We start from the raw sequence: 15,195 nt of genomic DNA, 5'->3' as shown, positions 1-15,195 counted from the left end.
GGTCGTCAGACCATCGAGAGCAGTGCGGGGGCGGCGACCGCGGCGATCGCGCCGCCGATGAGCGGACCGACGACGGGGACCCACGCGTACGACCAGTCGCTCGCACCCTTGCCCTTGATGGGGAGCACGGCGTGGGCGATACGCGGACCGAGGTCGCGGGCCGGGTTGATGGCGTAGCCGGTCGGTCCGCCGAGCGAGGCGCCGATACCGACGACGAGCAGCGCGACGGGTAGGGCGGTCAGCGGGCCGAGACCGCCGGGGGTGCCGATCTCGATGTCGCCGTAATCCGCGAACGCGAAGATCGTGAAGACGAGCACGAAGGTGCCGATGATCTCGGTGACGAGGTTCCAGCCGTACGAGCGGATCGCCGGGCCCGTGGAGAACACGCCGAGCTTGGTGGCCGCGTCGGCCTCACCGTCGAAGTGCTGCTTGTAGGTGAGCCAGCAGAGCACGGCACCGAGGAAGGCGCCCACGAACTGACCCGCCACGGCGACGAAAAACAGGGTCACCTCGAGGTCGCCGGCAAGCAGCAGCCCGAGCGACACGGCGGGGTTGAGCTGCGCTCCCGAGTAGGCGGAGCCGAGCACACCGATGAACACCGCCAGACCCCAGCCCCAGTTGATCATCAGCGTGCCGCCGCCGAAGCCCTTGGACTTCGCGAGGAGCACATTGGCGACCACACCGCAGCCGAGCAGGGTCAGCAGCCCAGTGCCGACCGTCTCGGAGACGAAGTAGAGCCACAAGTTGATGTCGTTCATGTGTCGTCATTGACCCTTCGATACATGCTCGATGACGACCGTCGTCATCGACTCGTTGGTGCCCGGTGCATGTGCGTGCTTCGACGCCGGGCGCGCCGAAGTGTCAGACCAGCGCGGCGTGCCGGTCCTCGTCGACCGCGATCCGGTGATGCTCGCGGAGCACGCGGACGGCCTCATCGACCTGGGCCGCCTGCGCGTCGTCGTCCCAGCCGAGCGCGTCTGCGGCGGCGGCGGCGAGCTGACGGAGGCCGTCGATCGTCGCGCCGCCGACGAAGGCGACGGAGGTGCGCCGCAGCAGCACGTCGGTGAGCGTCACGACGTCCTCGGTGCGGGCGAGGTGGGCGATCTCCTCGGCGAAGTAGCCGGGCACGGCGGCCAGCTCCTCGGCGCCCTCCGGGACGGCGGCGAGCACGTCGCCTGCGCGCGTGCCGTAGCGCTCCAGCATCCGGTCGGCCAGTGCAGCGGTGTGCACGCCCCGGTGCTGCTCGATCCACCGGGCGCGGTCACGGGGTGTGCGCGGGTAGTCGGCGCCGCCGCCGATCGCGAGATCGGCGGTGGAGACGGTGCGGGCGCGGCCGAGCAGCGCGAGGGTGTCGGAGGCGACGTGCTCGGCGACCGCGCGGAAGGTGGTCCACTTGCCGCCGACGAGGCTGAGCACGGGCGTGCCCGCGGCGTCGCCGCGCTCGATGCGGTAGTCGCGGGAGACGAAGCCCGGCGCCATGTCGTCGTGGCGCGGCAGCGGGCGGATGCCGGAGAACGTGTAGCGGATCTGCGCGCGATCGACGGTGATGTCGGGGAAGACATGACCGATGAGGTCGAAGAAGTAGTCGATCTCGTCGTCGGTGCACACCGTGCGCTCGCGCGGGTCGGCGTCGATGTCGGTGGTGCCGACCATGACACGGCCCTTGAGCGGGTAGATGAGCACGATGCGGCCGTCGGAGTGCTCGAAGAAGATCTCGTTGCCGCCGGTGGCGGCCAGGAGCTCGTCGTTCTCGAGCACGATGTGCGAGCCCTTGGTGCCGCCCATGAAGGTGGTCGGCTGGCCGAGCGCGTCGTTCGTGAGGTCGGTCCAGGGGCCGCTGGTGTTGACGATGACGTCTGCCGTGAAGCCGAAGCGCTCGCCCGTGGTCTCATCCAGCAGGGTGACCTGGTCTCCGTCGACGCCGTCGACGGAGAGGTAGTTGGCGGGGCGGGCCTGCTCGCCGCCGGCACGGACGCCGTCGAAGAGCACGTCGAGCGCGAGGCGCTCCGGGTCGTGCATCGAGGCGTCGTAGTAGCTCGCGGTGTAGGCGACGTCCTTGTTCATCTGCGGGAAGGCCTGGAGCGAGCGCTTGGCGCGGCGGAAGACGTGGCGCGGCACCGAGCCGCCATCGCGCGAGAAGGTGTCGTAGATCATGAGGCCGACCTTGATCAGCAGCGCCCCGCGCTCGTTGGGCTTGCCGGTGCCGTGCGTGAACAGCAAGCGGAAGGGCGCCGTGAGGATGCCGGAGAAGGTCTTGAAGATCGGGATGGTGGTCTCGAGCGGACGGACGTAGTGCGGCGCCGTGCGCAGCAGCGCGTTGCGCTCGGTGACGGCCTCCTGCACGAGTCGGAACTCGCCATTCTCGAGGTATCGCACACCGCCGTGGACCATGTGGCTCGATGCCGACGACGCGCCGGAGACGTAGTCGCCGCGCTCGACGAGGGCCACGTCGACGCCCTGCAGCGCGAGGTCTCGGAAGGTGGCGATGCCGTTGATGCCGCCGCCGATCACGAGCACCTGGGCATGCGGACGTGCGCGCAATGCCTCGACCTGCGGACGGGTGTGCTGCTGCCGTGTGCTCATGGTGACGAGGGTCCTTCCTTGGAACGTGCGCCCATGCTCACGCGCGAACGCACGCATGCGCAACCCGATTGCACATATGTGCACGATTCGACGAGAATCGGTGCGAAAACCACAGCGGCGACGTCGCGCCGCCCACCCGGACTGAACGGATGCGTACGCATGGACAAAGCCGCCGAGGCGCTGCGAGCCGCACAGCTCTACTACGTGCAGGGCGCCGGCATGGCCGCGATCGCCGACGAGATGCGCATCTCACGCTCCTCCGTGTCGCGGCTGCTCGCGTATGCGCGCGACAGCGGGCTCGTCGAGATCACCGTCCATTCACCGCAGGAGGACCGCGACCAGGTGGCCGGCCGCATCGCCCACACCTACGGCGTGCGCGTGCACATCGTCCCGACGCCGAGTCACGTCAACGCCGCCGAGCGCCTGGACCGCACGGCGCGGAGCGCTGCCCGGCTGGTGGCGCTCCACACCGAAACCAACACGGTGATCGGGATCGCGTGGGGCGCGACACTCTCGGCGGTGTCACGGCACCTGCCGAAGAAGCCACTCCACGGCACCCGTGTCGTGCAGCTGAACGGGGCCGCGAACGAATCGACGTCGGGCGTGCCGTACTCATCCAGCATCCTGCAAGCGTTCGCCGAAGCGTTCGGCGCGACTACCGACCTCTTCCCGGTGCCCGCACTGTTCGACGACCCGCAGACCAAGCGCGCGATGTGGCGCGAGCGAGCCGTGCGATCCGTGCTGGACGTGCAAGCACGCGCAAGCGTCATCATTTTCGGGCTCGGCTCGCCCCGCGCCGAAGTGCCCTCACACGTCTACTCCGGCGAGTACCTGTCACCGCGCGACCTGGCGGAGCTCAGCACACACGGCGTCGTGGGCGACTGCGCCACAGTGTTCTTCCGCGCCGACGGCTCCACCGACGACATCCCGCTCAACGAGCGTTCGAGCGGTCCCTCGTTCGACACGCTGCGTGCGGCCGCGCACCGCATCTGCGTGATCTCGAGCGGCTCGAAGCTCGCGGCGCTCCGCGGCGCCCTCGCGGCCGAACTCATCACCGATCTCGTCATCGAGGAGTCCGCCGCACGGATGCTGGTGCGCTCAGCAGCCGGCGCTGCGCCCGGTACCGATCCGTGGGAATGAAACCACGATCCGCCGGTTGACTACACTCGAGAGCAAGAAACGTGCTCCGGGGTCGGTGGGAATCCGAACCGGCGGTGACAGTCCGCGAGCGGGACCCGAGGTCCTGCTGATCCGGTGGAAATCCGGAACCGACGGTGATGCGACGCGAGTCGCTAGTCCGGATGGGAGGCAGCACGGGCGCCCGCAGCGACCCTGCGGGACCGCCTGACGCGCCCGCACCCCGGAGCACCCCATCGTGAGGATCCGGATGAGTGCCACCGACGCAGAGCGCGCCGCGCTCCGCCACGCTTTCGCGCTCGCTCAGCGTGGACCGCGGGGGGTCAACCCGCAGGTCGGCGCGGTCATCCTCTCCCCCGCGGGTGAGGTGCTCGCCGAGGGCTGGCATCACGGCGCGGGGACGCCGCACGCCGAGATCGACGCCCTCTCGAAGCTCGGACCGGATGCCGCGCGCGGCGCGACGGCCGTCGTGACCCTCGAGCCGTGCAACCACACCGGGCGCACCGGCCCCTGCGCGGTCGCGCTCATCGAGGCCGGCGTCGCCCGCGTCGTGTACGCCGTCGACGACCCGGGCGAGGTGTCCTCCGGGGGCGCCGCGCGGCTCCGCGACGCCGGCGTCGAGGTCGAGGGCGGCGTGCTGCGCGACGAGGGCGAGACGCTCATCGCGTCGTGGCTGACCGTGCAGCGTCTCGGGCGGCCCCACGTGACGCTAAAGTGGGCGCAGTCGCTGGACGGGCGGGCCGCGGCATCCGACGGCACCAGCCAGTGGATCACGGGACCCGAGGCCCGCGCCGACGTGCACCGCCGACGCTCGCTGGCGGACGCGATCGTGGTGGGGACGGGAACCGTCCTCGCGGACGATCCCGCACTGACCGCGCGGCGCGAGGACGGCGGACTCTACGAAGACCAGCCCCGACCCGTCGTGGTCGGCGTCCGCGCCGTGCCGCAGGAGGCGCGATTGCGCAAGCACCCGCGGCCGTTCATGCAGGACGAGGGCGAGGACCTGCGGGACCTGCTGGACCGCCTCCGCGAGCTCGGCGCCCAGCGTGTGTTCATCGAAGGCGGCCCGACACTGGCGGCATCCTTCCTGCGCCAGGGGCTCGTCGACGAGCTCCTCGTCTACATCGCACCGACGCTGATCGGCGGCGACCGCCTCGCGGTCGGAGACATCGGCGTCGCGACCATCTCCCAGCAGCGACGCCTCGACATCACGGGCGTCGACCGACTCGGCGACGACATCCTCGTCACCCTCACCCCCCAGGAGGCCTGATGTTCACCGGCATCATCGAAGAACAGGGCGTCATCACGGCGATCGAGCCCTCCGGCGACGGCGTGCGACTCACCGTGCGCGCGCCCCTCGCCGTCTCGGACGCGCAGCGCGGCGACTCGATCTCGATCAGCGGCGTCTGCCTGACGGTCACCGACCAGACCTCTGAGGGGTTCACGGCCGACGTCATGAAGCAGACGCTCGACATGTCGACGCTCGGCACCCTCGGGGTCGACTCCCGAGTGAACGTCGAGCGTGCCCTCGCCGCGCACACGCGCCTCGGCGGGCACATCGTGCAGGGACACGTCGACGGCACGGGCGAGGTCCTCGAGGTCCGCCCCGGCGAGCAGTGGCGCGTCATCCGCGTCTCGCTGCCGGCCGACCTCGCCCCGCTCGTCGTCGACAAGGGGTCCATCACGGTCCAGGGCGTCTCGCTCACCGTCTCGGACGTGTCCGAGCCCGACGCCGCGTCGCACTGGTTCGAGATCTCCCTCATCCCCGAGACGCTCGAGGTGACCACCCTCGGCACGCTCGCCCCCGGCGACCGCGTCAACCTCGAAACCGACATCCTGGCGCGGCACGTGCAGCGCCTGCTCCGATTCGCCTCAACCGACGGCATCCCGTCCGCAGAAGAAGGAGGCTCCCGATGAGCCTTTCGTCCATCCCCGACGCCCTGGCAGCCCTCAAGGAAGGCCGACCGATCCTGGTCGCCGACGACGAGAGCCGCGAGAACGAGGGCGACATCGTCCTGTCCGCCGAGCTCGCCTCGCCGGAGTGGCTCGCGTGGACCATCCGCTGGTCCAGCGGGTTCCTGTGCGCCCCGATGCCGGCCGACTGGGCCGACCGCCTCGACCTGCCTCCCATGGTCGAGCAGAACCAGGATGCTCGGAGCACGGCGTACACGGTGAGCGTCGACGCCGCGGAGGGCGTCACGACCGGCATCAGCGCCTCGGACCGCGCCCGCACGGCCAACGTGCTGGCCGACCCGGACTCGGTGCCGTCCTCACTCATCCGCCCGGGGCACGTACTCCCCTTGCGCGCCGTCGACGGCGGCGTGCGCGAGCGCGCCGGCCACACCGAGGCCGCCGTCGAGCTCATGCAGCTCGCGGGCCTGCAGCCGGTCGCCGTGATCGGCGAGGTCGTCGCCGACGACGGCAGCATGATGCGGATGCCGGGACTCCTCGAGATGGGCGAGCGCGAAGGCATCCCCGTCATCACGATCGAGCAGCTCATCGCGCACGTCAGCGCGGCCGACGGCGACGGCACCGCCGCCCACGCCGACCACACCGCCAAGCGCCGCGTGAGCCTGCGCGCCGAGGCGACGGTCCCCACCTCGCACGGCCAGTTCCGCTTCCTCGCCTACAAGGACCGGATCACCGGCACCGACCACATCGCCGTCGTCTCGGGCGACCTCACCGAGGAGGCACCGCTCGTGCGCGTGCACTCCGAGTGCCTCACGGGTGAGGCGTTCGGCTCGCTCAAGTGCGAGTGCGGACCGCAGCTCGAGGCGGCGCTCGACGCGATCGAGCAGGACGGCGGCGTCGTCATCTACATGCGCGGCCACGAGGGCCGCGGCATCGGCCTCATCAACAAGCTGCGCGCGTACAGCCTGCAGGAGCGGGGGCTCGACACCGTCGACGCGAACCTCGCGCTCGGCCTGCCGGCCGACGCCCGCGACTACGCGGCGGCCGGCGGCATCCTGTCCGACCTCGGCGTGAAGCAGATCCGTCTGCTGACCAACAACACCGACAAGGTCGCGCAGCTGCGTGCCCTCGGTCTCACCATCGTCGACCAGGTGCCCCTGCTGGTCGGGGTCGGCGCGAACAACCATCAGTACCTGGCGACGAAGGCCGACCGCATGGGCCACATCATCGACGCCGACGAACTGCGCGAGGCCCTCGCGCACAGTGAGGAGCACACCGCATGAGCGGACACGGAGCACCCCGGGCCGAAGCGGTCGACGCGAGCGGCTTGTCCGTCGTCGTGATCGCGGGGCAGTGGCACGACACGATCACCGACGGCCTGATCGCGGGCGCGAAGCGCATCCTCGACGCCTCGGGCGCCACGTGGCGCCTCGTGCGCGTTCCTGGCTCGTTCGAGCTGCCCGTCGTCGCCAAGGCCGCGCTCGACGCCGGCGCCGACGCGGCCGTCGCGCTGGGCGTCATCATCCGCGGCGGCACCCCGCACTTCGACTTCGTCTCGTCGGCCGCGACGGACGGACTCACCCGCGTCGCCCTCGACACCGGCAAGCCCGTCGGCTTCGGCGTGCTCACACTGGACGACGAGCAGCAGGGCCTCGACCGCGCAGGCCTCGACGGCTCGAAGGAGGACAAGGGCGCAGAAGCAGCGGATGCCGCCATCCGCACCGCGCTCGCCCTGCGGGACCTCCGCGGCTGACGCGCGACGCGCACACCATCGCGAGATGCTGCGGGGGGTCTCGACCTTCAGGTAGCCTGAGGGCATGGAGATCCTGCGCAGCGTCGTCGTCCTCGTCCACCTCGTCGGTTTCGCGACGCTCTTCGGGGCCTGGGTGGTCGAACTCGTCGGACAGCGCCGAGTGACGCGCATCATGCACTGGGGCCTCGGCATCGCGCTCGTCGCGGGCCTCGCGCTCTCGGCGCCGTGGGGTCTCGACCACGACCTGAACTACGCCAAGATCGGCATCAAGCTCGTCGTCCTCGTCCTCATCGGCGGCCTCCTCGGCGCCGGCGCGGGACGCCTGCGGAAGTCGGGGTCGGTGCCCGCCGGGATCTTCTGGCCCATCGGCATCCTCACCCTCCTCAACGCGGGGCTCGCGGTCATCTGGCGCTGACCGGCCGATCCCGCCGGATGACGCGGGAGTAGGGTGGAGCTTTGGCGCCGGCGACTCCGTCGGCGCCTCGGTGATCCCAGAGCTGTGACGCCCTCGCATCACCCCTGCGAGGACGTCCGCCGCCGACGCGTCCCATGAGGACCCACCGCTTCGTTCCGAAGGTCCCCCGCATGTCATCCGCAGCACCCGCGGCATCCACCGCACCCGCCAATCCCCGCTCCCGCGTCATCACGGCGAGCCTCATCGGCACCACGATCGAGTTCTACGACTTCTACGTCTACGCGACCGCCGCCGTCCTCGTCTTCCCCATCCTGTTCTTCCCCGCCGGCAACGACACCACGAACCTGCTGCTGTCGTTCAGCATCTTCGGCGCCGCCATGGTCGCCCGCCCCGTCGGCGCCGTCGTCTTCGGCCACTTCGGCGACAAGTTCGGACGCAAGGCGACCCTCGTCGGGTCGCTGCTCACGATGGGTGTCGCCACCTTCCTCATCGGCCTCCTGCCGACGTTCGACCAGGTCGGCGTGCTCGCCCCGATCCTGCTGCTCGTCCTCCGCCTCGCGCAGGGCTTCGCCCTCGGCGGCGAGTGGTCGGGTGCCGCACTCGTCGCGACCGAGAACGCCCCGAAGGGCAGGCGCGCCTGGTACGGCACGTTCCCGCAGCTCGGCGCGCCGATCGGCTTCATCATCGCCAACACGGTGTTCCTGGTGATCTACTTCCTGCTGCCGCACCCCGACGGCCCCGCGCAGCGCAGCGAGGAGTTCCTCGCCTGGGGCTGGCGCGTGCCGTTCCTGTTCTCGGCGGTCATGGTGATCGTCGGCCTGTACGTGCGTCTCAAGCTCGTCGAGTCCGAGACGTTCGCCAAGGCCGAGAAGACGGGCGCGATCCGCAAGTTCCCCCTCGGCGAGGTCGTCCGTCGCCACTGGAAGCAGCTGATCCTCGGTACGTTCATCATGCTCGCCACGTACGTGCTCTTCTACCTGATGACGAGCTTCACCCTCGCCTACGGCACGAAGGCGACGACCGAGGGAGCCGCCGCCGCGGCAGAGGCTGCGGGCGCGGCGTTCGACGCGGCCACCTACGTGCCGGGCCTCGGGTTCGGGTATACCGACTTCGTCATCATGCAGATCGTCGGTGTCGTCTTCTTCGGCGTTTTCACGCTGCTCTCGGGCCCCGTCGCCGACACGATCGGCCGTCGCCGCCTGCTGCTGTGGATCACAGGGGCGATCGCCGTCTTCGGTCTGCTCTTCAACGTCTTCCTCCTGCCCCAGCTCGACCCCAAGTTCAGCGGCGCCCTCGTGCAGGCCTTCCTGATCTTCGGGTTCATGCTCATGGGTGCGACGTTCGGTCCGATGGGTGCCCTGCTCCCCGAGCTGTTCCCGACGAACGTCCGGTACACCGGGTCGGCGATCTCCTACAACGTGTCGTCGATCCTCGGCGCCGCGCTCGCCCCGATCGTCGCGACCGCCCTCTGGGCCGCCGCCGGCGGATCGCCGTGGCTCGTCGGCGTTTACCTGTCGGGCTCGGCCGTCCTCACCTTCATCGCCCTGTGGCTGTCGAAGGAGACGAAGGACGTCGAGTACGAGACGAACATCGGACACGTCGACCTCGGCGCACGCTGACCTGACCCTGACGAGCGGATGCCGCGCCCCACCCCACCGGGAGGGTCGCGGCATCCGTCTGTCAAGAGCTCCCCTCCGTGCGGGCGCAGGGCTATCGTCGGCCCCACAGGCACGTGAGGAGTGGACGATGGCCAGCAAGAAAGTTACACAGGCATCGGTCGTCGAGTACGACGAGACCGGCGGACCCGAGGTGCTCCACCTCGTCACCCGCCCGCTTCCGGAGCCCGGCCCGGGCGAGGTGACCGTCGAGGTCATGACGATGGGCCTCAACCACATCGACGGCTTCGTCCGCTCGGGCGCCGAGAAGGAATGGGACGACCCGTTCCCCCGCCGATCAGGCAGCTGCTTCGCCGGCACCGTGATCGCCGTGGGCCCCGACACGGCGGGCTTCCCCGTCGGCAGCGACGTCGTCGGTCACGTCCGCTCGGGAGCGCAGGCCAGCCACCTCACGGTGTCGACCGACCGGCTCGTGCGCAAGCCCAAGAACGTCACGTTCGAGACCGCGGGCGGTCTGTACCTGGCCGGCACGACGGCCCTCGACATCCTCGACGAACTCAAGGTGGGCGCCGGCGACACGGTGGTCGTCTCAGCCGCGGCGGGCGGTGTCGGCAGCGTCGAGGCGCAGATCGCCATGCACCGCGGTGCTCGCGTGATCGGGACGTGCGGCGACCGCAACTTCGACTACCTGCGTCAGCTCGGTGTGAAGCCGGTGCGCTACGGCGAGGGGATCGTCGACCGGATCCGCGCCCTCGCCCCCGACGGGGTCAGCGCGTACATCGACAACTTCGGGCAGGACGGACACGAGATCGCCGAAGCCCTCGGCGTCCCCGCGAGCAAGTTCCGCTCGAGCGCCGACCGTCGCGATCGCGAGGTCGCCCTGCTGTCGGACGACCCCGCGGCCGTCGCCCATGGCACCGACCAGCTGCGCAAGGTCGTCGAGCTCGCCGAGAAGCGGGCGGTCAACGTCCTCGTGTCGGGCTTCTACCCGCTCGCCGACGTCGCCGAAGCATACGACGACCTGCAGAAGCTGCACTCGCGCGGCAAGGTCGTGCTCGCGACGCATCCGGTCAACCCCCGCCCCATCCGCAAGGCGCGCGAGGTCATGGAATCGGGACGATGACCCTCAGTCGAGGAACAGCGCGCGCAGGCGCTTCGTCGTGAAGACGAGTCCGACCGCGATCATCACGACGTAGTACAGGACGTGCCACAGCATGCCCGCCGACAGGATGCCGGTGGTCAGCCCGCGGATCAGTTCGACGCCGTGCCAGAGCGGCAGCGCCATGACGATCGACTGCACCCACTCGGGGTAAACGGTGATCGGGTAGAACGTCGCCGAGAACAAGAACATGGGCAGCAGGACGAAGTTGATCCAGTCCATGTGCTGGAACGTCTTCATGTAGCTCGTGACGGCCATGCCGAGACTGGCGAAGCCGAACGCGATGAGCAGCACCGCCGGGATCGCGAGGATCGCCGTCCACGCCAGGTTCAGCCCGAGGATCTGCATGACGATCATGAACCCGGTCGCGTAGAGCAGACCGCGCAGGAGCGCGTAGAGGATCTCGCCGAGGGCCACGTCGAGCGGACCGAGCGAGGTCGCCAGCATGCCCTCGTAGAGCTTGCCGTAGTTGAGCTTGAAGAAGACGTTCCAGGTGGAGTCGTAGATCGCGCCGTTCATCGCCGAGACGGCGAGAAGGGCGGGAGCGATGAATGCGGCGTAGCTGACCGGGACTCCCTGGGAGGTCTCGACGTCGCCGATGAGCGCGCCGAGCCCCAGCCCCATCGACGCGAGGTAGAACACCGGCTCGAAGAAGCCGGAGAGGACGACCGCCCAGCTCGACGACCGGGCGGCGAGGAAGCCGCGCTGCACGACCGCGCCGGGGTTGCCCGCCCACAGCGCCCGCACTCCCCCGCGACGCGCGGTGGCCTCGACGGTCGCGGCGCTCACTTCGCGAGCCTCTCGACGAAGACCTTGCGGCCCCACAGGTAGCCGACGCCCGCGAGCACGACGAGGTACGCGAGGTGGGCGGCGATCATCGCCGGCGGCACGGCGGCACCGTACGTCGCCAGTCGGCCGAGCTCGGCGCCGTGCCAGAGGGGCGAGACCCAGCCGATCCACTGCAGCCAGACCGGCAGGGTCTCGAGCGGGTAAAAGGTGCCCGAGAACAGGAACATCGGCATGAAGATGAACCGCTGCACGAGCGCGAACTGCCCCTTGTCGTCTTCGATCGACCCCGCGTACGCCATGAGCGGGATGCCGAAGGCGAGGCCCGCGAGCAGTCCCGCCGGGATCGCGAGCCAGCCGGTCTCGGGATGGGGCACGGTCGTCCACCCGATGCCGAGGGCGCCCAGAAGCCAGATGAAGAGGTAGTACGCCGCGACCGCGAACGCCATGCGCGCGGCGGCGCCGATGACCACGCCGTTCGCGATCTGCGGGCTCGACAGGGCGGACGCGTTGAACCCGAAGAAGTAGCGCCGCCACTTGAACCCGGCCATGACGGGGTAGGTCATCTCCTCGGAGGCGACCGAGATCGCCGCAGTGACGAGGAGAGCAGGGGCGACGAACACGAGGTAGTCCACCTGCACGCCGCGGTCGTCGATGGGCGCCTGGATGAGGGCGGCGAGACCCGCCGCGAGGCCCAGGAGATACAGCACCGGCTGTCCGAGGGCGCCGACGACGATCGTCCAGCCATACGCGCGCATCGCGCGGACCATGTGCTCGGTCACGTACCAGCTGCCGTGCCGGCGCGGCTTGCGGCCCCACTCCAGGGCCTCGGCGCGCAACTCGTCGAGCGTCGGCTGCACCGACGGGGTCGTCTCACTCATTCGATCAGCGACCGTCCGGTGAGACGGAGGAAGACGTCCTCGAGACTCGAGCGGCGCACGAGGCTCGTGAGAGGCTGCAGGCCCGCCGTGGCGACACGCTCGAGCGCGGCCTCGCCGTCGTGCGCGTACACGAGGATGCGGTCGGGCAGCACCTCGATGCGATCGCCGACCCCCTGCAGCTGCGCCGCGACCTGCTCGTTGCGGTCGGACCCGAAGCGCACCTCGAGGACTTCGCGGCTGGAGTGCTCGCGGATGAGGGAGGCCGGGCTTCCCTCGGCCATGATGCGCCCCTTGTCGACGACGACGAGCCGGTCGCAGAGCTGCTCGGCCTCGTCCATGTAGTGCGTCGTGAGGACGAGGGTCGTCCCGCGCTCCTTGAGGCGGAACAAGCGATCCCACAGGACGTGCCGCGCCTGCGGGTCGAGCCCCGTCGTCGGCTCGTCGAGGAGCAGGATGCGGGGGTCGTTGATGAGTCCGCGGGCGATCGTGAGGCGACGCTTCATGCCGCCGGAGAGCTGGTCGACCTTGCTCTTGGCTTTGTCCTCGAGCTGCGCGAAGGCGAGCAGCTCGTCGGCCTTCTCGGCACACACCCTGCCGGGAAGCCCGAAGTACCGGCCGTAGATGTAGAGGTTCTCGCGGGCGTTGAGCTCACCGTCGAGGTTGTCCTGCTGCGGGACCACGCCGAGCCGGGACCGGATCTCGGGTCCGTACCGGTCGGGATCGAGCCCGAGGATCGAGAGATCGCCGCTCGTGCGGGTCGAGACGGCGCCGATCATCTTCATCGTCGTCGACTTGCCCGCGCCGTTGGGGCCGAGGAGTCCGAACGACTCGCCCGGCGCGACCTCGAACGACAGGCCGTCGACGGCGACGAAGTCGGGCTTGCCCTTGGTCTTGTAGGCCTTCACGAGGCGCTCGGCGCGGATCACGGCTTCTGGCACCGCACCACCCTACCGACGGCACCGGACATCCCCTCAGCCGCGAGGGGGAAGATAGAGGGATGTCCACGCCCCGCCGCGGTCTGCGTCGCCCCTCGAAGGACGACGGCCCCCGCGCCAGCCTCCGCCAGCTCCTCCCGTTCCTGCTCGAGCACAAGGGCGTCCTCGTCGTCGTCGCCGTCCTGAGCGTCCTCGAGGCGGTCGCCACCCTCGTGCAGCCGCTCCTCGTCGGCGACGTCATCGGGCGCGTGCAGGCCGGCCAGGCCCTCGGCATCCTCGTCTGGGTCCTCGTGGGCCTCGTGGTCGTCTCGTCCCTCATCGGCGGGTTCCAGCACTACCTCCTGCAGCGCACCGGCACCGCGGTCGTCTACTCGAGCCGGCGACGTCTGATCGCGAAGCTCCTGCACCTGCCGGTGCAGGAGTACGACGCGCGGCGCACCGGCGACCTCGTCTCGCGCGTGGGCACCGACACGACACTGCTCTACGCCGTCCTCACGCAGGGCTTCGCGGACTCGATCGGCAACGCGCTCATCTTCGTCGGCGCGATCGTCGCGATGCTCGTGATCGACCCGGTGCTGCTGCTGCTCATCGTGGTCGTGATCGGCGCCTCAGCCGCCGTCGTCGGCGTCCTGAGCGGACGCATCCGGCGGGCGACGTCCGTGCAGCAGGAGAAGGTCGGCGCCCTCGCCTCGGGTGTGGAACGCGCGATCGGCTCGATCCGCACGATCCGGGCATCCGGCGCCGAATCCCGTGAGCAGGCGGCCATCTCGGCCACCGCGAGCGAGGCGTACGACGCCGGCGTGTCGGTCGCGAAGGCGTCGGCGGTCGTCGTCCCCGTCGCGGGCATCGCGCTGCAGGTGTCGCTCCTCGTGGTCCTCGGCGTGGGTGGCTTCCGCGTCGCGTCGGGCGCGATCGAGATCGCCCAGCTGGTCGTGTTCGTCATGTTCCTCTTCTTCCTCGTCCAGCCGCTCGCCTCGTTCTTCGGAGCCATCACGTCGGTGAACCAGGCCCTCGGCGCGCTCGGCCGCATCCAGGAGGTCCTCGACCTGCCGGACGAGACGGCAGAGGATGCCGCGATTGCCACATCCGCCGTCGCCCCCTCCCCCGACGGCGCGGCCGCCATCGAGTTCCGCGACGTGCACTTCTCCTACCCTGACGCGGTCGTCCGCGCCCGCCGCAGCGCGCAGGACGAGGCGCTGAAGACCCTCGCGGACGCGCGCGCCCCCCTGCCCGAGGACGCCGAGCCGGAGCCCGAGGCCACGGTGCTGCGGGGCGTCTCGTTCCGGGTCCCGCGCGGCTCCCGCGTGGCCCTCGTCGGCCCGTCCGGCGCCGGGAAGTCGACGACCCTCGCCCTCATCGAGCGGTTCTACGACCCGACGGCCGGCGCCGTGCTCATCGACGGGGTCGACGCCCGCGCGCTCGACCGGCTCTCGCTGCGCGCCCGCCTCGGCTACGTCGAGCAGGACGCCCCGACCCTCGCCGGCACGATCGCCGACAACCTGCGGCTCGCGTCACCCGACGCCTCCGATGCGGACTGCGAACGGGTCCTCGCCGCCGTCAACCTGACGGACGTGCTCGAGCGGTCGCCGCTGCGGCTGCAGGCGCCGGTCGGCGAAGCGGGCGTCATGCTCTCGGGCGGCGAGCGCCAGCGCCTCGCGATCGCGCGGGCGCTGCTTGCCGCTCCTCCGATCCTGCTGCTCGACGAGTCGACGTCGTCGCTCGACGGGCTTAATGAGCAACGGATGCGGGAGGCGATCGACGCCGTTGCAACCGGCCGCACGCTCGTCGTGATCGCCCACCGGCTCTCGACCGTCGTCGACAGCGACCTCATCGTGGTCCTCGACCACGGCCGCGTCGTCGGCCAGGGCACGCACGACGAGCTCATCCGCGACGTGCCGCTCTACCGCGACCTCGCCGCCCGCCAGCTGATCGTCTGACCCGAACGCACCGCGACCCGACGCGAACGGCGGCTCCCGGCATCCGGGAACAGCCGTTCGCGTCGGGTCGGCGGCCGAAACG

At 70.3% G+C, this 15,195-nt stretch carries 14 protein-coding genes; 9 read left to right on the top strand and 5 right to left on the bottom strand.

Annotated features, from left to right (window positions below; genetic code table 11):
* Nucleotides 1-5 precede the first annotated feature (5 nt).
* Together AB0P29_RS06475 and AB0P29_RS06470 are read right to left on the bottom strand one after the other, a co-directional pair.
* Nucleotides 6-758 (bottom strand): MIP/aquaporin family protein, encoded by a 753-nt coding sequence (locus tag AB0P29_RS06475; RefSeq protein WP_363379132.1) that lies wholly within the window; start codon nucleotides 756-758, stop codon nucleotides 6-8.
* A gap of 103 nt (nucleotides 759-861) precedes the next feature.
* Nucleotides 862-2,583: a glycerol-3-phosphate dehydrogenase/oxidase gene (locus tag AB0P29_RS06470; protein ID WP_363379131.1), complete on the bottom strand. Its 1,722-nt coding sequence runs from the start codon at nucleotides 2,581-2,583 to the stop codon at nucleotides 862-864.
* Nucleotides 2,584-2,742: 159 nt separating this feature from the next.
* On the opposite strand from AB0P29_RS06470, the gene AB0P29_RS06465 reads away from it, so the two are divergent.
* The 8 genes from AB0P29_RS06465 (at nucleotide 2,743) to AB0P29_RS06430 (ending at nucleotide 10,538) form a co-directional block, all read left to right on the top strand.
* Nucleotides 2,743-3,723 (top strand): sugar-binding domain-containing protein, encoded by a 981-nt coding sequence (locus AB0P29_RS06465; protein ID WP_363379130.1) that lies wholly within the window; start codon nucleotides 2,743-2,745, stop codon nucleotides 3,721-3,723.
* Between the two features lie 247 nt (nucleotides 3,724-3,970).
* Nucleotides 3,971-4,990: a bifunctional diaminohydroxyphosphoribosylaminopyrimidine deaminase/5-amino-6-(5-phosphoribosylamino)uracil reductase RibD gene (gene ribD, locus AB0P29_RS06460; protein WP_363379129.1), complete on the top strand. Its 1,020-nt coding sequence runs from the start codon at nucleotides 3,971-3,973 to the stop codon at nucleotides 4,988-4,990.
* Nucleotides 4,990-5,637 carry a riboflavin synthase gene (locus AB0P29_RS06455; RefSeq protein WP_217531042.1) on the top strand — a complete coding sequence of 216 codons (648 nt, stop codon included), beginning with the start codon at nucleotides 4,990-4,992 and terminating at the stop codon, nucleotides 5,635-5,637. Before ribD ends, AB0P29_RS06455 begins: the two co-directional genes overlap by 1 nt.
* Nucleotides 5,634-6,914: a GTP cyclohydrolase II gene (ribA, locus tag AB0P29_RS06450; protein ID WP_363379128.1), complete on the top strand. Its 1,281-nt coding sequence runs from the start codon at nucleotides 5,634-5,636 to the stop codon at nucleotides 6,912-6,914. The genes AB0P29_RS06455 and ribA overlap by 4 nt, the downstream gene beginning before the upstream one ends.
* On the top strand, nucleotides 6,911-7,384 hold the full coding sequence (gene ribH, locus AB0P29_RS06445) for a 6,7-dimethyl-8-ribityllumazine synthase (protein WP_363379127.1): 474 nt from the start codon (nucleotides 6,911-6,913) through the stop codon (nucleotides 7,382-7,384). The genes ribA and ribH overlap by 4 nt, the downstream gene beginning before the upstream one ends.
* Before the next feature lie 64 nt (nucleotides 7,385-7,448).
* Nucleotides 7,449-7,799 (top strand): Fe-S protein, encoded by a 351-nt coding sequence (locus AB0P29_RS06440; protein ID WP_363379126.1) that lies wholly within the window; start codon nucleotides 7,449-7,451, stop codon nucleotides 7,797-7,799.
* 170 nt (nucleotides 7,800-7,969) lie between these two features.
* Nucleotides 7,970-9,418: an MFS transporter gene (locus AB0P29_RS06435; RefSeq protein ID WP_363379125.1), complete on the top strand. Its 1,449-nt coding sequence runs from the start codon at nucleotides 7,970-7,972 to the stop codon at nucleotides 9,416-9,418.
* Between the two features lie 127 nt (nucleotides 9,419-9,545).
* Nucleotides 9,546-10,538 (top strand): NADP-dependent oxidoreductase, encoded by a 993-nt coding sequence (locus tag AB0P29_RS06430; RefSeq protein ID WP_363379124.1) that lies wholly within the window; start codon nucleotides 9,546-9,548, stop codon nucleotides 10,536-10,538.
* A 3-nt stretch (nucleotides 10,539-10,541) separates the two neighbouring features.
* On the opposite strand, the gene AB0P29_RS06425 is transcribed toward AB0P29_RS06430, so the two are convergent.
* Genes AB0P29_RS06425 through AB0P29_RS06415 form a run of 3 tightly spaced genes read right to left on the bottom strand, consistent with a single transcriptional unit; the run spans nucleotide 10,542 to nucleotide 13,179 of the window.
* Nucleotides 10,542-11,363 (bottom strand): ABC transporter permease, encoded by an 822-nt coding sequence (locus AB0P29_RS06425; RefSeq protein WP_363379123.1) that lies wholly within the window; start codon nucleotides 11,361-11,363, stop codon nucleotides 10,542-10,544.
* The gene (locus tag AB0P29_RS06420) at nucleotides 11,360-12,241 is read right to left on the bottom strand and encodes an ABC transporter permease (RefSeq protein WP_363379122.1); all 882 of its coding nucleotides are present in this window, start codon (nucleotides 12,239-12,241) and stop codon (nucleotides 11,360-11,362) included. Before AB0P29_RS06420 ends, AB0P29_RS06425 begins: the two co-directional genes overlap by 4 nt.
* Nucleotides 12,238-13,179, bottom strand: a complete 942-nt coding sequence (locus tag AB0P29_RS06415) for an ABC transporter ATP-binding protein (protein ID WP_363379121.1) — start codon at nucleotides 13,177-13,179, stop codon at nucleotides 12,238-12,240. Before AB0P29_RS06415 ends, AB0P29_RS06420 begins: the two co-directional genes overlap by 4 nt.
* Nucleotides 13,180-13,238: 59 nt before the next feature.
* On the opposite strand from AB0P29_RS06415, the gene AB0P29_RS06410 reads away from it, so the two are divergent.
* Nucleotides 13,239-15,113, top strand: a complete 1,875-nt coding sequence (locus tag AB0P29_RS06410; protein ID WP_363379120.1) for an ABC transporter ATP-binding protein — start codon at nucleotides 13,239-13,241, stop codon at nucleotides 15,111-15,113.
* The last annotated feature ends 82 nt before the right edge of the window (nucleotides 15,114-15,195 follow it).

Source organism: Microbacterium sp. NPDC080220, assembly GCF_040686395.1.
In the GTDB taxonomy this organism is placed as follows: domain Bacteria; phylum Actinomycetota; class Actinomycetes; order Actinomycetales; family Microbacteriaceae; genus Microbacterium; species Microbacterium gawkjiense.
This window is presented reverse-complemented; position numbering and strand designations above follow the sequence as displayed.

What these genes read in the sequence shown, in the direction of transcription:
- AB0P29_RS06435 (WP_363379125.1), top strand. Translation starts at nt 7,970, where the DNA reads ATGTCATCCGCAGCACCCGCGGCATCCACCGCACCCGCCAATCCCCGC.
- AB0P29_RS06410 (WP_363379120.1), top strand. Translation starts at nt 13,239, where the DNA reads ATGTCCACGCCCCGCCGCGGTCTGCGTCGCCCCTCGAAGGACGACGGC.
- AB0P29_RS06430 (WP_363379124.1), top strand. Translation starts at nt 9,546, where the DNA reads ATGGCCAGCAAGAAAGTTACACAGGCATCGGTCGTCGAGTACGACGAG.
- AB0P29_RS06475 (WP_363379132.1), bottom strand. Translation starts at nt 758, where the DNA reads ATGAACGACATCAACTTGTGGCTCTACTTCGTCTCCGAGACGGTCGGC.
- ribD (WP_363379129.1), top strand. Translation starts at nt 3,971, where the DNA reads ATGAGTGCCACCGACGCAGAGCGCGCCGCGCTCCGCCACGCTTTCGCG.
- AB0P29_RS06420 (WP_363379122.1), bottom strand. Translation starts at nt 12,241, where the DNA reads ATGAGTGAGACGACCCCGTCGGTGCAGCCGACGCTCGACGAGTTGCGC.
- AB0P29_RS06455 (WP_217531042.1), top strand. Translation starts at nt 4,990, where the DNA reads ATGTTCACCGGCATCATCGAAGAACAGGGCGTCATCACGGCGATCGAG.
- AB0P29_RS06440 (WP_363379126.1), top strand. Translation starts at nt 7,449, where the DNA reads ATGGAGATCCTGCGCAGCGTCGTCGTCCTCGTCCACCTCGTCGGTTTC.
- AB0P29_RS06465 (WP_363379130.1), top strand. Translation starts at nt 2,743, where the DNA reads ATGGACAAAGCCGCCGAGGCGCTGCGAGCCGCACAGCTCTACTACGTG.
- ribA (WP_363379128.1), top strand. Translation starts at nt 5,634, where the DNA reads ATGAGCCTTTCGTCCATCCCCGACGCCCTGGCAGCCCTCAAGGAAGGC.
- ribH (WP_363379127.1), top strand. Translation starts at nt 6,911, where the DNA reads ATGAGCGGACACGGAGCACCCCGGGCCGAAGCGGTCGACGCGAGCGGC.
- AB0P29_RS06470 (WP_363379131.1), bottom strand. Translation starts at nt 2,583, where the DNA reads ATGAGCACACGGCAGCAGCACACCCGTCCGCAGGTCGAGGCATTGCGC.